17 protein-coding genes are annotated in these 18389 nt (G+C 68.2%); 9 read left to right on the top strand and 8 right to left on the bottom strand.

The window, feature by feature from the left end; genetic code table 11:
* Positions 1–180 precede the first annotated feature (180 nt).
* Both IAG44_RS32755 and IAG44_RS32750 read left to right on the top strand, forming a co-directional pair.
* Positions 181–540, top strand: a complete 360-nt coding sequence (locus IAG44_RS32755) for a hypothetical protein (protein ID WP_187750698.1) — start codon at positions 181–183, stop codon at positions 538–540.
* On the top strand, positions 521–955 hold the full coding sequence (locus IAG44_RS32750) for a hypothetical protein (protein ID WP_187750697.1): 435 nt from the start codon (positions 521–523) through the stop codon (positions 953–955). The genes IAG44_RS32755 and IAG44_RS32750 overlap by 20 nt, the downstream gene beginning before the upstream one ends.
* Here IAG44_RS32750 and IAG44_RS32745 read toward each other — a convergent pair.
* Positions 945–1436, bottom strand: a complete 492-nt coding sequence (locus IAG44_RS32745) for a GNAT family N-acetyltransferase (RefSeq protein ID WP_187752942.1) — start codon at positions 1434–1436, stop codon at positions 945–947. The two genes, IAG44_RS32750 and IAG44_RS32745, sit on opposite strands and share 11 nt — an antisense overlap.
* Positions 1437–1545: 109 nt before the next feature.
* Positions 1546–2703 carry a glycerophosphodiester phosphodiesterase gene (locus IAG44_RS32740; RefSeq protein WP_187750696.1) on the bottom strand — a complete coding sequence of 386 codons (1158 nt, stop codon included), beginning with the start codon at positions 2701–2703 and terminating at the stop codon, positions 1546–1548.
* A 321-nt stretch (positions 2704–3024) separates the two neighbouring features.
* Here IAG44_RS32740 and IAG44_RS32735 point away from each other — a divergent pair, with 321 nt between their 5' ends.
* A complete protein-coding gene (locus tag IAG44_RS32735; RefSeq protein WP_246562215.1) occupies positions 3025–3654 on the top strand; it encodes a lysophospholipid acyltransferase family protein in 630 nt (209 codons plus the stop codon).
* A 311-nt stretch (positions 3655–3965) separates the two neighbouring features.
* On the opposite strand, the gene IAG44_RS32730 is transcribed toward IAG44_RS32735, so the two are convergent.
* The 3 genes from IAG44_RS32730 to IAG44_RS32720 all read right to left on the bottom strand — a co-directional run bounded on the left by IAG44_RS32730 (position 3966) and on the right by IAG44_RS32720 (position 7056).
* Positions 3966–5486, bottom strand: a complete 1521-nt coding sequence (locus IAG44_RS32730; protein ID WP_187750694.1) for an MFS transporter — start codon at positions 5484–5486, stop codon at positions 3966–3968.
* A complete protein-coding gene (locus IAG44_RS32725) occupies positions 5483–6034 on the bottom strand; it encodes a TetR/AcrR family transcriptional regulator (RefSeq protein ID WP_187750693.1) in 552 nt (183 codons plus the stop codon). The genes IAG44_RS32730 and IAG44_RS32725 overlap by 4 nt, the downstream gene beginning before the upstream one ends.
* 77 nt (positions 6035–6111) lie before the next feature.
* On the bottom strand, positions 6112–7056 hold the full coding sequence (locus IAG44_RS32720; RefSeq protein ID WP_187750692.1) for an aldo/keto reductase: 945 nt from the start codon (positions 7054–7056) through the stop codon (positions 6112–6114).
* A 68-nt stretch (positions 7057–7124) separates the two neighbouring features.
* On the opposite strand from IAG44_RS32720, the gene IAG44_RS32715 reads away from it, so the two are divergent.
* The gene (locus tag IAG44_RS32715) at positions 7125–7346 is read left to right on the top strand and encodes a hypothetical protein (protein ID WP_343075756.1); all 222 of its coding nucleotides are present in this window, start codon (positions 7125–7127) and stop codon (positions 7344–7346) included.
* Between the two features lie 57 nt (positions 7347–7403).
* Positions 7404–7583: a hypothetical protein gene (locus IAG44_RS32710; protein WP_187750690.1), complete on the top strand. Its 180-nt coding sequence runs from the start codon at positions 7404–7406 to the stop codon at positions 7581–7583.
* Positions 7584–7705: 122 nt separating this feature from the next.
* Here IAG44_RS32710 and IAG44_RS32705 read toward each other — a convergent pair whose 3' ends face one another.
* Together IAG44_RS32705 and IAG44_RS32700 are read right to left on the bottom strand one after the other, a co-directional pair.
* Positions 7706–7975, bottom strand: coding sequence for a DUF397 domain-containing protein (locus tag IAG44_RS32705; RefSeq protein ID WP_187750689.1), 270 nt, complete (start codon positions 7973–7975; stop codon positions 7706–7708).
* Positions 7972–8904, bottom strand: a complete 933-nt coding sequence (locus IAG44_RS32700) for a helix-turn-helix domain-containing protein (protein ID WP_187750688.1) — start codon at positions 8902–8904, stop codon at positions 7972–7974. Before IAG44_RS32700 ends, IAG44_RS32705 begins: the two co-directional genes overlap by 4 nt.
* A 150-nt stretch (positions 8905–9054) precedes the next feature.
* Between IAG44_RS32700 and IAG44_RS32695 the strand changes: the two genes are divergently transcribed.
* Positions 9055–9576, top strand: coding sequence for an ATP-binding protein (locus IAG44_RS32695; protein WP_187750687.1), 522 nt, complete (start codon positions 9055–9057; stop codon positions 9574–9576).
* Between the two features lie 87 nt (positions 9577–9663).
* Here IAG44_RS32695 and IAG44_RS32690 read toward each other — a convergent pair whose 3' ends face one another.
* Positions 9664–10554 (bottom strand): hypothetical protein, encoded by an 891-nt coding sequence (locus tag IAG44_RS32690; RefSeq protein WP_187750686.1) that lies wholly within the window; start codon positions 10552–10554, stop codon positions 9664–9666.
* Between the two features lie 179 nt (positions 10555–10733).
* Here IAG44_RS32690 and IAG44_RS32685 point away from each other — a divergent pair, with 179 nt between their 5' ends.
* From IAG44_RS32685 to IAG44_RS32675, 3 genes are all read left to right on the top strand, one after another.
* Entirely contained in the window at positions 10734–11927 is a 1194-nt protein-coding gene (locus IAG44_RS32685; RefSeq protein WP_187750685.1) for an argininosuccinate synthase, read from the top strand.
* 81 nt (positions 11928–12008) lie between these two features.
* Positions 12009–13439, top strand: a complete 1431-nt coding sequence (gene argH / locus IAG44_RS32680; protein WP_187750684.1) for an argininosuccinate lyase — start codon at positions 12009–12011, stop codon at positions 13437–13439.
* A gap of 132 nt (positions 13440–13571) precedes the next feature.
* Positions 13572–18386: an HD domain-containing protein gene (locus IAG44_RS32675; RefSeq protein WP_187750683.1), complete on the top strand. Its 4815-nt coding sequence runs from the start codon at positions 13572–13574 to the stop codon at positions 18384–18386.
* The last annotated feature ends 3 nt before the right edge of the window (positions 18387–18389 follow it).

Below are 18389 nucleotides of genomic sequence, written 5' to 3'. Positions count from 1 at the left end.
GCACCGGGCGTCATGGTCGCCTCGGTCGCAAGGGTGCGGCTGCTCGTCGTGGTCATGTGGTCAGTAAAGCAGACGTATACGGTCGGCCGGGAGTGCGGTGTCCGTATGCTGGACAGGCGTGGACACCTCGGGGGTGAGCCCGGCCGCTGGGGGCCTATACCGGCGTAATAAGGTCGGCCCATGCTTGTTGCCCTCACCGTGGTGACGTCTGTCACCGCGCTGCTGCTCGCCGCGTGGTGCGGCTGGGCGGCCTACCGTGACCAGTCGACCAAGGACTGGCACTTCATCGGGATGGCCGTGGTGACGGGGCTGGCGCTGGTCCAGCTCGTCGTCGGGATCGTCCAGCTCGCGCGGGGCGAGAAGCCGGATCAGGGGACGACGATCTTCGTCGCCTATCTGCTGGGGGCCTTCGCGTGTGTGCCGGCCGCGGCGTTCATGTCGCTGGCCGAGCGGACGCGGTGGGGGTCGGTGACGGTCGCGGCGAGTGGCGTCGTGCTGGCGGTGCTGGAGGTGCGGCTCTATGACATCTGGGGAGGCTGAGGTGGGCTCCGCGCGTGCCGGGCGGCGGCTCATCAGTGGGCCGGGGATGCTGCTCGTCTGGTTCTACGGGGTGATGGTCGTGGGGGCCGTGTCGCGGTCCGTCTACCAGATCGCCACCGAGTTCGACCGGGCGCCACTGGCGTACTCGTTGTCCGCGCTCGCCGGGGTCGTGTACGGGTTCATCACGTACTCGCTCGTGCGGGGTGGGGAGACGGCGCGCAAGGCGGCGCAGGTGTGCTGCGCCGCGGAGCTTGCGGGCGTGCTGATCGTGGGGACGTGGACGCTGGTGGAGCCGTCGGCGTTCCCCGACTCGACCGTGTGGTCGGACTACGGGATGGGGTACGTGTTCATCCCGGTGCTGTTGCCGTTGTCGGCGCTGTATTGGTTGAGGAAAGCGCCTGCTGTCAAGCAGTAGTCGCGTATTCCCCCGCCTGTTTTTCCAGGACGATCATCGGGACGCCGTCCGCTCCCTCCGACGTGCCTACCGTTTCGTAGCCGACCTTCTTGTAGAGGCGGCCCTCGCTGCGGTGGCCTGTGTGGAGGCGGAAGCGCTTGGCGCCTCGCTCTTCTGCCAGGGCCGCTTCTGCTGCTCGTAGGAGCCTCGCGCCGATGCCGTGGCCCTGGAGGCGGGGGTGGACGCAGAGTTTGCCGATGGAGGCGGCGCCGTCGTCGGTGATGTGGCCGCGGACGGAGCCGACCACCTCTTCGCCCAGGCGGGCGACGAAGACGCAGTCGGTGGTCAGCTCCTCGCGGACGGAGTCCAGGGACTGGACGAGCGGGTCGATCCGGTAGTTGCCGTACAGGGCGGCCTCACTCTGGAAACACAGGTACTGAAGCCTGAAGATCTGCTCGGCATCCTGCTCGGTCGCGCCCGAGATGGTCACGCTCATGCCCATGTGCGCACGCCTCCCGCTCATCTGATCGTCGGTGGTTCTCCACTCCTATCCCCGTACTCGCCGGGTCGCAACCTCCCGGACACCCAGTGGTCCTGTGACATACCCGACGTCACCGGTTTCGGCGGAAGTCCTCGCGGGCCAGGACGCCGGTGTCGGGGTTGTCGGTGAAGACGCCGTCGATGCCGGTCGCGAAGTACGTGCGGTAGGCGCCGAAGACGTCGCCGTAGCCGTCCGCGTCCGTGCCCTTGCGGTAGTCGGCCGGGAGGAAGGGGTTCTCGTTGCGCATCGTGTAGGGGTGCAGGATCAGGCCGGCCTTGTGGGCGTCGCGGACGAGGGTCGTCGGCTTGGTGAGCCTGCCGTCCGCGTCCCTCGGGATGATCAGGTTGAGGGTCGGGCCGATGCCCTGCGCGTAGCCGGCGATCTCCTTGAGGCCCTTGGGGGTGATCAGGTCGGCGACGGTGCGCGGGTCGCCGGACTCGACGAAGTCCCAGGGGCGGGAGTCGGCGGCGTCCAGGAGGACGACGAGGGGGTTGCCGACGAGCTTGTCCAGGCGCTGGATGCTGCTCGGCTCGAAGGACTGGAGGATGACCGGGGAGTCCTTGCGGTCCTTGCCGTGCTTGCGCAGGAGCTTCGCGACGCGTTCCTCCAGGCCGAGGCCCAGCTTGCGGAAGTAGGTGGGGTGCTTGGTCTCCGGGTAGATCCACACCTGCTTGCCGCGCTTACGGGTCTGCTCGTCCTGCCACTTCAGGACCTCCTCGAAGGTGGGGATCTCCCAGCGGCCGTCGTAGAGGGTGTTGTGCGGGCGGTTCGCGGGGATGCGTTCGACGGCGCGCAGCCGCTTCAGCTCCGCGAGCGTGAAGTCCTCGGTGAACCAGCCGGTGACGGTGACGCCGTCGAGGACCTTGGTGCGCTTGCGGTCCTTGAACTCCGGGTGCTGGGCGACGTCCGTGGTGCCGCCGATCTCCGGTTCGTGGCGGCAGACGATGTGGCCGTCCTTGGTGGGGACGAGGTCGCCGGCCTCGACGATGTCGGCGCCCATGTCGAGGGCGAGCTGGTAGGAGCCGAGGGTGTGTTCGGGGCGGTAGCCGCTGGCGCCGCGGTGGCCGATGATCGTGGGGACCGGGAGGGACTTCAGGCCGCCGGTGTGGGTGCGGGGGCCCGTCGCCGCGTGGGCCGTGGCCGGCAGTCCCACCGCCGTGGCCGTCGCGCCCAGTACCGCCGCGCCCAGCAGTGCTCTGCGGGCCGTCCCCTGCTCCTGCGTCGCCATGGACTCTCCTCTATGTGGTCGGCTCGTGTGTGCGGGCTGATCGTAGGGGCCTGGACATGGACGCCAGAAGAACGCGTGATGGCTTGCGGAGAACGGGAGTTGAGGCGTCGATCACAGGAGAGCGGGGGCCGCGCGGGAGGTTTCGGGGCGGGGGCGCAGGTAAACCCGTGTCAACAGTACGTAAGGGCTCGGTGTCCCGATGTGCGTCACCCGGGTAGCCGAGAGTAACGTGCCTACCTGCACGGACTTATCCACATTCCCTTGACATCGGAGGGCCCGTTGTCCCGCTTCGCGCTCCTTAAGGCAGTCCTCGGACCGGTCATGCGCCTGTGGTTCCGGCCTCAGGTCGAGGGAGTCGAGAACATTCCCGGGGACGGGCCGGTGATCCTCGCGGGGAATCACCTCACGTTCATCGACTCGATGATCCTTCCGCTGGTGTGCGACCGGCAGGTGTTCTTCATCGGCAAGGACGAGTACGTGACCGGGACGTCGCTCAAGGGGCGGCTCATGGCCTGGTTCTTCACCGGGGTCGGCATGATTCCCGTCGATCGGGACGGGGGGCGGGGTGGGGTTGCCGCGCTCATGACCGGGCGGCGTGTGCTCGAAGAGGGCAAGGTGTTCGGGATCTACCCCGAGGGGACCCGCTCCCCCGACGGCCGCCTGTACCGGGGGCGCACCGGTATCGCCCGGCTCACCCTCATGACCGGGGCGCCCGTCGTTCCCTTCGCCATGATCGGCACGGACAAGTTGCAGCCGGGCGGTGCGGGGATTCCCCGGCCCGGCAAGGTGACCGTCCGTTTCGGCGAGCCCATGGAGTTCTCCCGCTACGACGGCATGGACCGCGACCGGTACGTCCTGCGTGCCGTGACCGACTCCGTCATGGCCGAGGTCATGCGGTTGTCCGGGCAGGAGTACGTGGACATCTACGCGACCAAGGCGAAGGCCGCGTAAGGGTTGTCCGCCGGGTGCGGGTCCGCTGTGGCCGTTCGCGCAGTTCCCCGCGCCCCTGGCGATCACGACTGAACGCCGTTCGGCCACTGAGGGTCATTGAGGCGCGGAGAGCTTTGAGGGCCGGTGCGGGTCCGTTGTGGTTGTTCGCGCAGTTCCCCGCGCCCCTGAAAGACGTGGCTGAGCGCCGTCAGCCACTGAAGGTTGTGGGACGCGGGGGGCTTGTGGGCGGGTGCGGGTCCGGTGTGGCTTGTCGCGCTCGCGCGGCGGTAGCCGCATATCAGATACAGCCCCGCGCCCCTAGTGGCGTCGGCTCATCCTTCTTCCAAGTTGCGGCCCTTTAGTAGGAACCAGGACGCCACCGATGCTGCTAGGAGTACTGCTGCGCCTACTCCTGCGGCTGTGGAGAGGCCGTCTATGAAGGCTTCCCTTGCGGAGGCCAGGAGGGGTTCTGCTGTGGTGGTGGGGAGGCCCGCTGCTGCTTCTACTGCGCCGCCCAGGGATTCGTGGGCGGACTGGGGGGTGCCTGGGGGGCCTTCGAAGCCTCTGTAGACGCCGGTGACTATGGAGCCTAGAGCCGCGATGCCCAGGGCTGCGCCTAGCTCGTAGGCCGTTTCCGATACCGCTGACGCTGAGCCTGCTCGTTCCTTGGGGACTGAGGAGAGGATTACGTCGGCTGTCACCGTGAAGGAGAAGCCTGCGCCTAGGCCGACTATCAAGAGGGCGGTGCCTAGTAGGGGGTAGCCCGTGGTGGTGTGGAGTTGGGTCAATGCCGCCAGGGCTGTGCCTATGGCTGCCAGGCCGCCGGAGACCACTGCTCTCACCGAGAAGCGGCGGGCCGCCTTGCCCGCCAGCAAGCCTGCGGCTATGGCGCCTATTGCTGCTGGGAGTTCGGCCAGGCCCGCTTCCAACGGGCGGCGGTCCTGGACCAGTTGGAGGTATTGGGAGAGGAAGAAGACCAAGCCCGAGAGGCCGAGGATGGTCAGGAGGTCGGCCAGTACCGCGCCGCTGAAGGCTCGGTTGCGGAACAGGTGCATGTCCAACAGCGGGGTCGGCAGGGCGAGTTGGCGGCGGACGAAGATGTAGAGGGCCAGCGCGCCGAGGAGGGCCGCGGTGGCGGTGGTCGGGGTTATGCCGTGGGTTGCCGCTTCTTTGATCGCGTAGACGACCGCGATCATGCCGACCAGGGAGAGGAGGACGCTGGGGAGGTCCCAGGGGCCCGGGGCGGGGTTGCGGGATTCTGGGAGGAGTTTGGCGCCGATCAGGACCAGGATCGCCATCACCGGGAGGTTGATGAGGAAGACCGAGCCCCACCAGAAGTGTTCCAGGAGGAAGCCGCCGACGATGGGCCCGACGGCTGTACCGGCGGAGGCGGTGGCGCCCCAGAGGCCGACGGCGAGGCTGCGTTCGCGGGGGTCGGGGAAGAGGTTACGGATCAACGCGAGGGTGGCCGGCATGAGGGTGGCACCCGCGACGCCGAGGAGGGCGCGGGCGGCGATCATCAACTCGGGGGTGGTGGCGTAGGCGTTGAGGACCGAGATGAGGCCGAAGGCGGTCGCGCCGATCAACAAGATGCGCTTACGGCCTATTCGGTCACCGAGGCTGCCCATCGAGACCAGCAGACCGGCGATGACGAACGAGTAGACGTCGCCGATCCACAGCAACTGCGTGCCGGACGGCTTCAGGTCCTCGGTGATGTAGGGCGTCGCGAGGCCGAGGACGGTCGCGTCGACGGCGACCAGCAGCACGGCGAGGACGAGGACGGCGAGGGCGAGCCAGCGGCCCGGACGCTGCGCCGGTGCCTCCGCCTGCGTCGCCTGGACGGTGCTGGTCATGCGTCCTCTCTCCTGAGCGCGCCGCCGAGGAGCAGTTCGACGGTCATGTGGTGGAAGTCCTTGGGGGCGCCCTTTCCGCACTGGACCATCCAGACGGCGGACGCGAGCAGGCCGTACAGGGCCTCGGTGAGCCAGACGGGTGTGAGGTCGATGCGGAACTCGCCGGCGAGCTGGCCGCGTCTGAAGAGGGCGGCGATGCGTTCGTCGACCTTCGCCCAGCCCTCGTTGAGCCCCCCGTCCTCGAAGAGCTGGTTCTCCCCGTAGAGGAAGGCGAGCAGCGCGGCGGCGGGTTCGAGTTCGCGGACGAGGCGGTGGACGGCCTCCACGGCGGTGCCCTCGTCGAGGCGGGCCGCGTCGAGGGCGGTCTCGCACTCGGCGATGCTGTGCAGCTCCAGGGCGCGGATCAGGGCGTCGCGGCCCGCGAAGTGGCGGTGGAGGGTGGCCCTGCTGATCCCGGCGGCTTTCGCGACCTCGTCCATCGTCGAGGTGGCTTTGCGGGTCAGCAGGGCTGCGGCGGAGCGCAGTACGTGGTCACGGTCGACGGCCATGAGACGACCATAGCCCATGTGAGACGTTGATGTCTCACCGTGGGCGTGGTCGTCTTAGGTTCGTCGGCGGGGTGGCGTCAGTGCCAGGGCAGGGCGGAGCGGGTGGACCAGTACTGGGCCGGGGTCTCCGCGAGGGTGGCGAGGGTCGCCAGCCGGGGTTCGTCCAGGGTGATCGTCCGGGCCTGCAAGTTGGCCGTGAGCTGGGCCTTTGTCGCCGCGCCGGACAGGACGACGCCGGTCCAGGGCTGGTGGAGGATCCAGGCGAGGGCGATCGCGTCGGGGCCTACGCCGGTCTCCTCCGCGAGCTCGCGGACGGCGGGCGGGGCCGTGTCGCCCGCCAGGCGGCCATTGGCCATGCCCTCCTTGACGATCACCGTCAGCCCGGCGGCGTGCGCTTCCGCGAGGGCCGGGGCCGCCGAGGTCTCCAGCGCGTTGTACGTCGACTGGACCGTGCGGAACAGGGGCTTGCCGTCCACCTCGATCTCCAGGGCCGCCCTGATCGCGTCCGCCTGCGCGGGGCCGCTCGTCGAGAAGCCGACGGGGGTTTCGGAGGCGGCGAGGCGTTCGTGGAGGGCCTTGTCCGTCAGGGCCGGGCTGTCCGGGGTGACCGAGTGGATCTGGTAGAGGTCCAGGCGGGCGCCGAGCAGTTCCGCCGTCTCCGCGCGCTGACGGTCGTACGTCGCGAGGGTGTGGTCCTTGACCTCGTGTTTCTCGGCGGTCGTCGTCCAGTCAGCGGTGTAGGTGTAGCCCCATTTGCTGCCGACGACGACGTCGATGCCGGGGTTCGCGCGCAGCCACTCCGCCAGGAACTCCTCCGACCTGCCGTACGAGCGGGCGGCGTCCAGGTAGCGGACGCCCTGGTCGTAGGCGGCGGTGAGGAGGTCGTGCGTGCGGGCGCGGAGGGCGTCGACGCTCCTGTCCTCGCCGAGATCCCGGTCCCGGCCGAGGTTGATGTAACCGGGTCGACCCACTGCGGCGAGGCCCAGACCGAGGTGGGGGGCGGGGAGGGTGGTGAGGGGCATGGGGGTCCTGTTCTGTCGGGTGCTCCTCGACAAACGTAGGCCCTGGTTGGGTGCGTGTATGTGCCCAGGTGGAGACGAGGGACAGGCTTGCCGCTGTCGCGGCGGCTGAGGGGCTGAGCCTGCGCGCCTGGCTCGACAAGCTGGCGGAGGCCGTCAGGACTCCCGGTGAGCGGGCGGGGGAAGCCGAGCGAACTCGGCAGGTGCTGCTGGAGTTGAGCGGCTACGACCCTGCCGCCTCCGATCCGGAGGCCGATGCTCTGCTGGCCCGGCGCATGGCCGAGGCCGCGTGAACGACTGAGCGTCGAGCTGGACACCGACGCGCTGATCGTCTTGCGCAGCGACCGCTCATGTCCCGGCTCGTCTACCAGGCGACCGGCGGAGCGGGGGTGCGTGTGTACGCCGCCGCGTGCGCGTTGGTGGAAGCGGACCAGGCGTATCCAGGGCTCGCCGCACGGCGGTTCCCCACCCCGGGCATCGCCTTCCTGGGCCTGTCAACCGCCCTCGCGCCAGCCGGTGACGCGGGCTGAGGGCCGCCGCGCACCAGCGCATCGCCCGCCCGTCGGTGGCACGTCCCCGAGGAGCCGGGCGTCGGATGAGTGTGGAGCCCCGCATCGCCGGTGGGTGTTGGGGCGATGCGGGGCTCGGGGGGTCAGGCGTGGGGTTCGGAGCGGGCCAGGTCGACGAATCCGGTCCACGCGGCGCGGGAGACGGAGAGGTGGGGGATGGCCGTGTCCTTGGAGTCTCGGATGTGGATGGCGGTGGTGCGCTCCGAGATCTCGACGCACTGGTTGCCCTCGGTGTCGCTGTAGCTGCTCTTGCGCCACGCTACTTCGACACAGTCGTTGCCTTCCGTGTCGCTGTAGCTGCTCTTGAACCAAGCGAGGCCGGAAGTGGCGGTCGAGGACTCAGAGTTGTTCATAGCGATCCCAGTACTCCTTCGATCGTCTGCATCGACTCCCGGGAGGGGAGAGCCTGCGATCGGATGATCCCATAGCGTGCGTGAGCCAGGGATACGTGTTCCGGGTCGGTTTGGAGAGAAGTGACCCCGGACGCCTCGCCGTACAGGAACTGCTTGCCGTCCTTGCGGCGGGTCACGATGGTGAACGGGCCGGTCACACCCGCGTTCTCCTCGCGATCGAGCGGCATGACCTGGATCTCGACGTTCCGCCTCTGGCCAGCCAGCAGCAAGTGCTCCAACTGACCGCGCAGGACTTCCTTTCCGCCGTGCGGACGCCGCAGGATCGCCTCGTCGATGATGAAGCTCATCAGCGGTGCGGGCCAGCGTTCGAAGATCTCCTGCCTCGCCAGTCGTGCCGCCACCCGCTGCTCGACGGTGTCCTGGTCGAGGAGGGGGCGCCGCATCGCAAACAGCGCTCGCATGTACTCCTCGGTCTGGAGCAACCCCGGGAACACGAGCGTGTCGTACATCAACAGCTCGATCGCCTTCTTCTCCAGCGCCGCCATCCCCTGGAACGTCGCCGGGAACTGGGCCTGGTCCATCTGGTCCAGCCAGTGCAGCAACAGGCCGTCGCCGTTGAGGACTTGGTCCGCCTTGATGATCGTCTTGGTGCTCGGGATCCTGCGGCCCTGTTCGTAGGACGCGATCGTCGCCGCCGAGTAGCCGAGGGCCCGCCCCAGCGTCTCGCGGTCCATCCGTTCGCGGACCCTCAGGGTCTTCATCGTCTGGCCGAACGCCACCACCAACGCCTTGCTGGCGTCGTCCGGTTGGGGGCCCGCCTCCTCGTCGTCCAGGTCGTCGCCGAACGCCAGCAGGCCACCCCCGTCCTCGAACTCCCCGTTGTTCCGGGGGACTTCCGGCCCGGTCGCCGAATTCGTACGCTCCTTCATGGGATCACCACCTCTCCGGACCAACGCCCCCACGAGGGACGCGGTCACGCCGCACGACACGTACAGGGGCCGCCGCCCACGCGTACATGTCGGTCCGCGTCGGTGCGTCACCACTGGTGACGGTACGCCACGAAGAGGACCGTGGAAGGCATGACGAAAGAACCCGGCAGCCCCACCGGCGCCACGCAACACACCGGCCCCACCGAGCACTTGGCCCCCACGGGCACTCTCACACCGCCCGGGGAGCAGTACTTCGAGATGCGGTTCACCTCGACCCGCAGAGGCGCCCGGCTCGCCCGCCGCCTCGCCGCCGTGCGGCTGCACGAGTGGGGCATCCCGTACGGGTCGGACGCGCACGACGCGCTCGTGGTCATCGTCGCGGAGCTGACGGCGAACGCCGTCCGGCACGGTCACGTCCCCGGGCGGGACTTCCACCTGCGGCTCCAGGTCGCGCCCCGGCTGCGGACGGCGCGCGTCGACGTGACGGACACGCGGGGTGAGCGGCTGCCGCCGCGTCCCGCCACCGTCATCCCCGGCCGGGATCCTTACGTCACCCTCGACGGGCGGGGGCTGCTACTCGTCGCGGCGCTGGCCTCGCGCTGGGACTGGCATCTGCGGACGGAGGGGCCGGGGAAGACGGTGTGGGCGGAGTACGCGCTGCCGGGGTGCTGAGGCGCGGCCGGGGTGCTGAGGCGCCCGGGAAACGGGGAAGCCGCCCCGGTCGGTGTTGCGACGGGGCGGCTTCCTTGTGGCGTCAGGTCACTGGTTGACCGAGCAGGGCGCGAGCGCGTCCAGGCCGACCGGCTTCTCGGCGGTGCGGCCGATCGCCGTGGCGATGCGGTTGATCGCGGCGACGCGCTTGTCCTTCAGCGGGCCGACGATCGCGTTCTGGACGAAGTTCGGGCCGCCCTGGCCGACGGTGTTGACCAGGCGCGTGTTGGCCTCGTCGATCTGCTTCTGGAGCAGTTCGAGGTTGCGGGTGACCTCGGCCTGCGCGGACGCGGGGATCGCGGGGAGCTGCGAGGCGACGTCCGGGCAGCTGATCGTGCCGACGCCGGCGGCGTTGCCGTTGCCCGCGTTGCCGTTGTTGTTGCCCGCGTTGCCGTTGTTGTTCCCGGCGTTGTTGTTGCCGGTGTTGTTGTTGCCGGTGTTGCCCGCGTTTCCGGTGTTGCCCGTGTTGCCGCCCGCGTTCGTCCCCGCGCCGCTCACGCTGCACGGCGCGAGCGCGTCGAGGCCGGCCGGCTTGGCCGCCGTGCGGCCGATGGCCGTCGCGATGCGGTTGATCGTCGCGACGCGCTTGTCCTTCAGCGGGCCGACGATCGCGTTCTGCACGAAGTTCGGACCACCCTGGCCGACCGTATTCACCAGGCGCGTGTTCGCCTCCTGGATCTGCGTCTGGAGGAGCTGGAGGTTGCGGGTGACCTCGGCCTGCGCCGACGCCGGGATCGCGGGGAGCTGCGAGGCGACGTCCGGGCAGCTGATCGTGCCTGGGCTCGCGGCGAGGGTCTTGGCGTTCGTCGCGTTGTTGTCCGACGAGTCCTGCCCGGCGAGGGCCGTGCCGGCGATGACGGCGCCGGAGAGCACGACCGCGGCGGCGCCGCCGATGAGGCCGACGCGACGCTTGTTGTACTTGGGGAGAGCCCTGGACATGGAGATGCCTCACTTGGGTCAGGAGTGGGTGTTCAACAACGCGGCGCCTGCGTTCGCCGGGAAGTACGAGCAAGCGGTTGCCGTTGTTCAACAGCTCCCCAAAAAACGTCCAGATTGACGAACCATGCAGAGTTCTGCATACTCATGCATGTCAGCGAATGCACTGTGAGGAGAAACCCGTGACCGAGCGCGTCGTACTCGCCTACTCAGGCGGATTGGACACCTCCGTCGCCATCGGCTGGATCGCCGAGGAGACGGGCGCCGAGGTCATCGCCGTCGCGGTCGACGTCGGCCAGGGCGGCGAGGACCTGGACGTCATCCGCAAGCGCGCCCTCGCGTGCGGCGCGGTCGAGGCCGAAGTGGCCGACGCGAAGGACGAGTTCGCCGAGGAGTACTGCCTCCCCGCGATCAAGGCCAACGCCCTCTACATGGACCGCTACCCGCTGGTCTCCGCGCTCTCCCGGCCGACGATCGTCAAGCACCTCGTCGCCGCCGCCCAGAAGCACGGCGCCACGACCGTCGCCCACGGCTGCACCGGCAAGGGCAACGACCAGGTCCGCTTCGAGGCCGGCATCGTCGCCCTCGCCCCCGACCTCAAGTGCATCGCCCCGGTCCGCGACTACGCGATGACCCGTGACAAGGCGATCGCGTTCTGCGAGGAGAAGAACCTCCCGATCGCGACCACCAAGAAGTCCCCCTACTCCATCGACCAGAACGTCTTCGGGCGCGCGGTCGAGACGGGCTTCCTGGAGGACATCTGGAACGCCCCGATCGAGGACATCTACGAGTACACGCAGAACCCGGCCGTCGCCCGCGACGCCGACGAGGTCGTCATCTCCTTCAAGGAGGGCGTGCCCGTCGCCATCGACGGCAAGCCCGTCACCGTCCTCCAGGCCATCCAGCAGCTCAACGAGCGCGCCGGCGCCCAGGGCATCGGCCGCATCGACATGGTCGAGGACCGGCTCGTCGGCATCAAGTCCCGTGAGGTGTACGAGGCTCCGGGCGCGATCGCGCTGATCACCGCGCACCAGGAGCTGGAGAACGTCACCGTCGAGCGTGAACTCGCCCGCTACAAGCGGCAGGTCGAGCAGCGCTGGGGCGAACTGGTCTACGACGGCCAGTGGTTCTCCCCGCTGAAGCGCGCGCTGGACGGGTTCATCGACGAGGCCAACCAGCACGTCAACGGCGACATCCGGATGACGCTGCACGGTGGGCGCGCGGTCGTCACGGGCCGGCGTTCCGAGTCGTCCCTGTACGACTTCAACCTCGCGACGTACGACACCGGCGACACGTTCGACCAGGCCGCCGCGAAGGGCTTCATCGACATCTACAGCCTGTCGTCGAAGATCGCGGCCAAGCGGGACCTCGCGTAACCGATAGCGTGACAACCGCCTCCCCACACACGCGTGTTGGGGAGGCGGTGGCACATCATCAGCTTTTTGAGGAGCAAGGCAGTGAGCAGCAACAGCGGTGACGTACGGCTCTGGGGCGGCCGGTTCGCGGACGGGCCCGCCGAGGCCCTGGCGAAGCTGTCCGCGTCCGTCCACTTCGACTGGCGCCTCGCGCCCTACGACATCGCCGGGTCCCGCGCCCACGCGCGCGTGCTGCACAAGGCCGGGCTCCTCACGGCCGACGAACTCCAGCGCATGATCGCCGGGTTGGACCAGCTGGAGGCCGACGTCGCCGACGGTTCCTTCGTCGGCACCATCGCCGACGAGGACGTCCACACCGCGCTCGAACGGGGTCTGCTCGAACGCCTCGGGGCCGACCTCGGGGGCAAGCTGCGGGCGGGGCGCTCGCGCAACGACCAGGTCGCGACCCTCTTCCGGATGTACCTGCGCGACCACGCCCGGATCATCGGCGGCCTCATCGCCGACCTCCAGGACGCGCTGATCGGCCTCGCGGAGGCCCACCCGGACGTCGCCATGCCGGGCCGTACGCACCTCCAGCACGCCCAACCCGTGCTGTTCGCCCACCACTTGCTCGCCCACGTCCAGCCGCTGGCCCGCGACGCCGAGCGGCTTCGGCAGTGGGACGCGCGGACGGCCGTCTCACCGTACGGCGCCGGGGCGCTCGCCGGGTCGTCCCTCGGGCTCGACCCCGAGGCCGTCGCCGCTGACCTCGGGTTCGAGCACGGGAGTGTGGGCAACTCGATCGACGGGACGGCGTCCCGGGACTTCGTCGCCGAGTTCGCCTTCATCACCGCGATGATCGGGGTCAACCTCTCCCGGATCGCCGAGGAGATCATCATCTGGAACACGAAGGAGTTCTCCTTCGTGACGCTGCACGACGCGTTCTCCACCGGGTCGTCGATCATGCCGCAGAAGAAGAACCCCGACATCGCCGAGCTGGCCCGGGGGAAGTCCGGGCGGCTCATCGGGAACCTGACCGGGCTGATGGCCACGCTCAAGGCCCTTCCGCTCGCCTACAACCGTGACCTCCAAGAGGACAAGGAGCCCGTCTTCGACTCCTGCGACCAGCTTGAGGTTCTGCTGCCCGCGTTCACCGGGATGATCGCCACGTTGACCGTTCACCGGGAGCGGATGGAGGAACTGGCGCCGGCCGGGTTCTCGCTGGCCACCGATATCGCCGAGTGGCTGGTGAAGCAAGGGGTGCCGTTCCGGGTGGCTCATGAGGTCGCGGGTGAGTGTGTGAAGGTGGCTGAGGGGGAGGGGAAGGAACTGGACGAGCTGACGGATGATCAGTTCGCGAAGATCTCCGCTCATCTCACGGCTGAGGTGCGGTCTGTGTTGAATGTTCCCGGTGCGCTGGCGTCGCGTAATGGGCGGGGTGGGACCGCGCCTAGTGCTGTTGCTGTGCAGTTGGGGGAGGTCAAGGCGGATTTGGCTCGGCAGTATGAGTGGGCGGGCGCCAAGAAGAAGTAGGCGCGCTGGAGTTGGCGTGTTGTTGGGGGTGGCCCCCGTTTCCCGGAATGCTCCGGGGGCGGGGGCCTTTTGCGTGTGCCGTCATGATGTGCGGTGCCATCATGGTGCCCTGTTCGGGGAGGGGACGGGGACATGGCACGGGTGCGGAGGGCGCTGCGTGTCGGGGTGGGGCGGGCGCCGGAGGCTGAAGGGGTGTTGGGGGCGTTGGAGGAGGCGGTCAGCGCCGATCTGCGGTTGCTGGACGCGACGCTCAGGGCGTCGGGGTACGAGGTGGAGGTCCTGGCCGACGCCGGGCGCAACAAAATCAGGCTGACGATCGACCGGGTGGCCCGCGAAGTGCCGTCCGGCGGGACGCTGTTGGTGTACTTCAGCGGGCATGGAGTGCGGGTCGGGGGCAAGGACTATCTCGTTCCCGCCGATGCCATCGCCCCTGCCGACGGGGGCTGGACCGAGTTGCATCTCGACTCCCTGTTACCCGCCAACATCGGGCCCCTGCTGCGGGGTTGTGAGGCCGGGACCGCTCTCTGGTTCATCGACGCGTGCCGCACCGAACTCGACGGTGACGGCGAGCGGTTCGCCAACGAGGCCGTCAACGGGCCACCGCAGGGCGGGTTCGCCGTGATGGCCGGGTGTTCCGCCGGGGAGCGGAGCGGCTTCACCTCCGAAGGGAGCTTCTTCACCCGGGGGTTGGCCGAGGCGTTGGGGCCCATGACGCCGGCGCGGACGGTCGAGGACGTCCTCGCCGCCGCGCGGGCCGCGACGGTCAAGGCCGCCCGGCGGTACGGGGTGCGGCAGACGCCGTGGTTCCTGTACGGGGCCGAGGAAGAGGCGCGGGCCCGGAAGACGGAGATCTGTGAGGGGCGGGCGCTGCTGGAGGCTTGGCAGGGGGCGGTTCGGGAGACGCCGTTGTGGGAGTACGTGCCGTCGTGTGAACGGGCCGCGTTGGTGGGGGTGTTGGAGGAGTTCGTCACGGAGTGTGCGCGTGGGGTGCATCTGGCTCAGGAGCGGTTGCCTGAGGTGGATCCCTGGGTCGATGACGCGTTTCCTGTGCGGGTGTTGCGTGATCGGTTGCCGGAACTTCTGCCTGACGGGGTGTCGTTGTCCATCGCTGAGGTGATCGCCTTGGTTGCTGCGCCGTTCCTGCACGAAGCCGCCTGGGCCGAGCGGTTGAGTCAGGCGGTGGAGGTGCGGCCGTACTCGGTCGAGCGGCGGGGTGGGGATGCGCATCGGTTGCACTACGAGCAGATCGTGGAGCAACACGGGCGTGTGGCGCGGAAGGTGATGGGGCTTCAGGCGCGCGGGGAGGATGCCGGCACGCTTGTCATGTGGCTCGTGCATCGGTGGATCGAGGACCGGGTTCAGATCGATGAGGTGGTGCCGTCTCCGTTCGCCGCTTCACTCGCGGGGCGGCTGGGGCTCGCCGCCGAACGGGCCCAGGAATTCGCCGAGTTGTTGCGGGTGGTGGCTTCCGGGGTTGCTTCCGATGAACCGCTGGACGAGTCCTGGGGTGCGCGGAAGGTCGTTCTGCCGGTCGGGGGGCAGCAGCATCAGCATCAGGTGGTGCGGGTGCGGGCGTTGGGGGCGCTGGTGCGGCTTGCGGGGGTGTTGGCGGTGGATGTGCGGACGTTGCCCGATGTTGTCGCCGATCATCTGGCCGTGTCGGATCCTGTGCTGCCTCAACATGTGCTGGGGGTTGTGCGGGAGTTGAGTTGGCAGCGGGAGAACAGCACGTTGCATCTTGACGCGTTGTGTCCTCATCAGGCTGTTCATGCGGCGTTGGCGGAGGTGGTTGAGGAGGCGGATCGGTTCGCGGGGCGGGTTGCTGGGGAAGGGGTGTTGGCTGCGGTGCCCTCCCGGGTGACCGATCGGGATCTTCAGCCCTCCCGGGTTGGTGGGCGGGAGTCCTATGAGGTGCCTCTGCTGCGATTCCATCTTGCGCAGACCGAGGTGCGGGATTTGTTGATGGGGGAGCAACTTTATGGGGGCGAGCCGCAGTTGGCGCTGCGGGAGTTGTATCAGAACGCTATGGATGCGTGCCGGTATCGGGGGATGCGGTGGCGGTATCTCGACAGTGTGGGGGCTCGTCCTGCTGCTTGGAGTGGGCGGATTGAGTTCACGCAGGGGGAGGATGAGCGGGGGCGGTATGTGGAGTGTCGGGATAACGGGGTGGGGATGAGTGCGGAGCAGTTGAAGCAGACGTTCACTCGGGCGGGGAGTCGGTTCGAGAGGTCTACTTCTTTTCGGCGGGAGCAGTCTCGGTGGTTGCGGCATGATCCTGAGTTGCGGCTTTATCCCAATAGTCGGTTCGGGATTGGGGTGTTCAGCTATTTCATGCTCGCGGAGGAGATGACGATTGTGACGCGGGTGGTTAGTCCGGAGGGGATTCCGGCTGAGCATGCGTTGCGGGTTGAGATTCCTAGCAGCGGGAGTCTGTTCCGGGTTCAGCGGCATGATGGGGTGGGGGATGGGATGGCTGAGGGGGGTACTCGGGTTCGGCTTTATCTGCGGGATGAGGAGGGGATTCGGGGGGTGTCTTGCGTGGAGGTGTTGCGGGAGTTGGTGTGGGTGAGTGAGTTTGAGGTGAGGGCTTGGGATGGGGGTGAGCGGGAGCATGTGTGGGAGCCGGGGGTGTTGCAGCGGGCGGGGGCGGTGGAGGGGGTACCGGGGGCTTTGTGGTGGGTGAGCGGAGAGGGGAGCGTCCTTTGCGACGGCATCGTGACCGATCAGGAGCCCTTCGGGTATGTGGTCAACCTGACCGGGCCGCACGCGGGGCAACTGAGCGTAAGCCGTGAGGAGTTGCAGGCATACGACGCCAAGTGGGTGGAGTCGCTGTGGCGGCGAGGGGCGCAGGCTCTGGCCTCCTCGCCCATGCTGTCATGTGCATGGATGTGGACTCTGGAGAAGTCCAGCCTCGCTACGGCACAGGTACTGGATTCGACGTGGCGGGGCAAGGGGGTACAGGCCCGAGGATGGACCGGGAACCCCGTCGAACTAGATCGCGTGGGCTGGTACTTCACCGACGAGGATCTCACCGCCAAGTCGACGCCTCGCGCTGAGGGTGACCTGCCCTGGCGTGCCTCAGCTCACGGGTGGTCGCAGCGACTGAATTCCACCATGGTGCTGCCGACAGACCTGACCGGATATCCAGTGCCAGTCCCCGGAGACGCCAAACTGACAGAGTTCTTCTCCGTCTCCTGGTACTCCGTGGTGGCGAACGCGGCACGGTTGAAGCGGACCCCTGACTATGTGCAACGCAGGCTCAGGACATTACGCATCGCACACCCTGCATTGTCTCCCTTGCCCAGCCAGGGAGACACCATAAGCCGGGTACCCGACGGAGCCGAGTCTTCCTTGGCGGAACACCTCGCCGACAGCAGGAATGCGAGCGAGGTCATCGGTGGTGCTGGTAGCCGTCATTGGGGCAGCCTGGTCACTGCGTCGCTACGCATGTCTGTACCGCTGGGCAAGTTGGTGAGACAGCTCGCCTTCCACCGGTCTCTTCTCCCGTCACCTCTCCCAGAGATCCCCGAGCGGCACGAGAACCACATCTGCACGCAGGACGACGTCGACAGGCTCTTCCATCACCTGTCCGGCGGAAACTTCTTACTGGTCGACAATCCCTCGGGCGTATGTCGGGTCGCCAAGAACCGCGACATACCCGAATCGGAAGTGCTCCAAGCCCTGGCCGACTTCTCCTGGCTGGGCTGGACACCACCGTCGGCCAAGGCTGTCGAATGCCTCCTTGGCGGGAACGCCGTCTCCGACGTGCTGTACGAATTCGCCCAGTGGAATGCCAAGGTGATGCCGTGGGCGGCGACCGTGAAGTTCGCCCACGCACTGGGCACCGACCTCAGCACAGCCGAGAGCCAACTCGCCTGGACAGTCGAGGAATTGGGTCTGAGCTACACCCGCCGGTACATGTCCGGCACTGAGGCCGGCTCGGTGCGGCCATCAGAGGACACCGCCAAGCTGGTCAGACGTTTGAGGAAGCTGAAAGCCCCTCTGGAAGAAGGGATCACCCTGAAGTCCCTGTACCTGTCCTTCTACAGGGAGGACGCAGGCATCGAGGACCTGGCCCTCGCGGTGGACGAACTGCGGCAAGCGGGAGTCGACGTACCGAACGACATCTCGCTCGTCTTCGACTGGCACAGCCTGCCCCTCCACGATCGCTTCCTCCTCTCGGGTGCGGAAGCCTCGAGGGAGAAGAAGGACTGCCCCGCCCACGCGGTGACGTCCGCCGTCCTGGTCCGCTCAGCGGAACGCCTCAACGAGACGCTGGCGCAGGTCTGGAGCTCCGCGACCGAATACGGCAAGCGTTACGGATTCGCGGTGCCGCCGTTGCCCAAGTCCCTCTTGGAGGTCCGCCCTTCGCAGAACGAGATCTACGCCCTGACCAACTACGACCTCAACTGGAAGCCCCTGGGCCCACAAGAACTCGCCCATTACGCCTACCGGCAAGTGATCACCCCAGCCACGGCCTACGCTCGCCTGCTCCCCTTCCGCCCCCTCGGCGCCCTCATCCCCACCCTCACCCCCGGGCAACTGGCAGCCCTCCCCACCGAAGTCCCCACCCAGCACGACCTCCTAGCCCTAGGCGACATCCACCGCCTCACCCAACCCCCCTCCCCCTACACCCCCCTGGACCTCCTCAGCATCTCCGCCCGCCTCGGCGAACCCCTCCCCCGCACCGCCGCCCGCATCGCCCCCTACCTCCCCCTGACCGACTCCCCCACCCCCCTCCCCCCAGTCCCAGACCTCATCCCCCTCTGGCAGGACCTCTCGATCCTCACCCCCTACCTGAACGGCCTGCTCCCCGCGCTGGAAGGCCAGGTCACCCGCGACCACATCGCCCGAGCCGCCCAGGCCACGGACATGACCGAAGACTGGGTCGCCTCCCGACTCGCCCTGTACGCCGAGATGTTCGCCCTGACCCTGCCCCTGGACTGAGGA

The organism is Streptomyces roseirectus (assembly GCF_014489635.1).
GTDB classification, from domain to species: domain Bacteria; phylum Actinomycetota; class Actinomycetes; order Streptomycetales; family Streptomycetaceae; genus Streptomyces; species Streptomyces roseirectus.
Note: the sequence above shows the minus strand (reverse complement) of the source record. Positions and strands in the feature narration are given on the sequence as shown.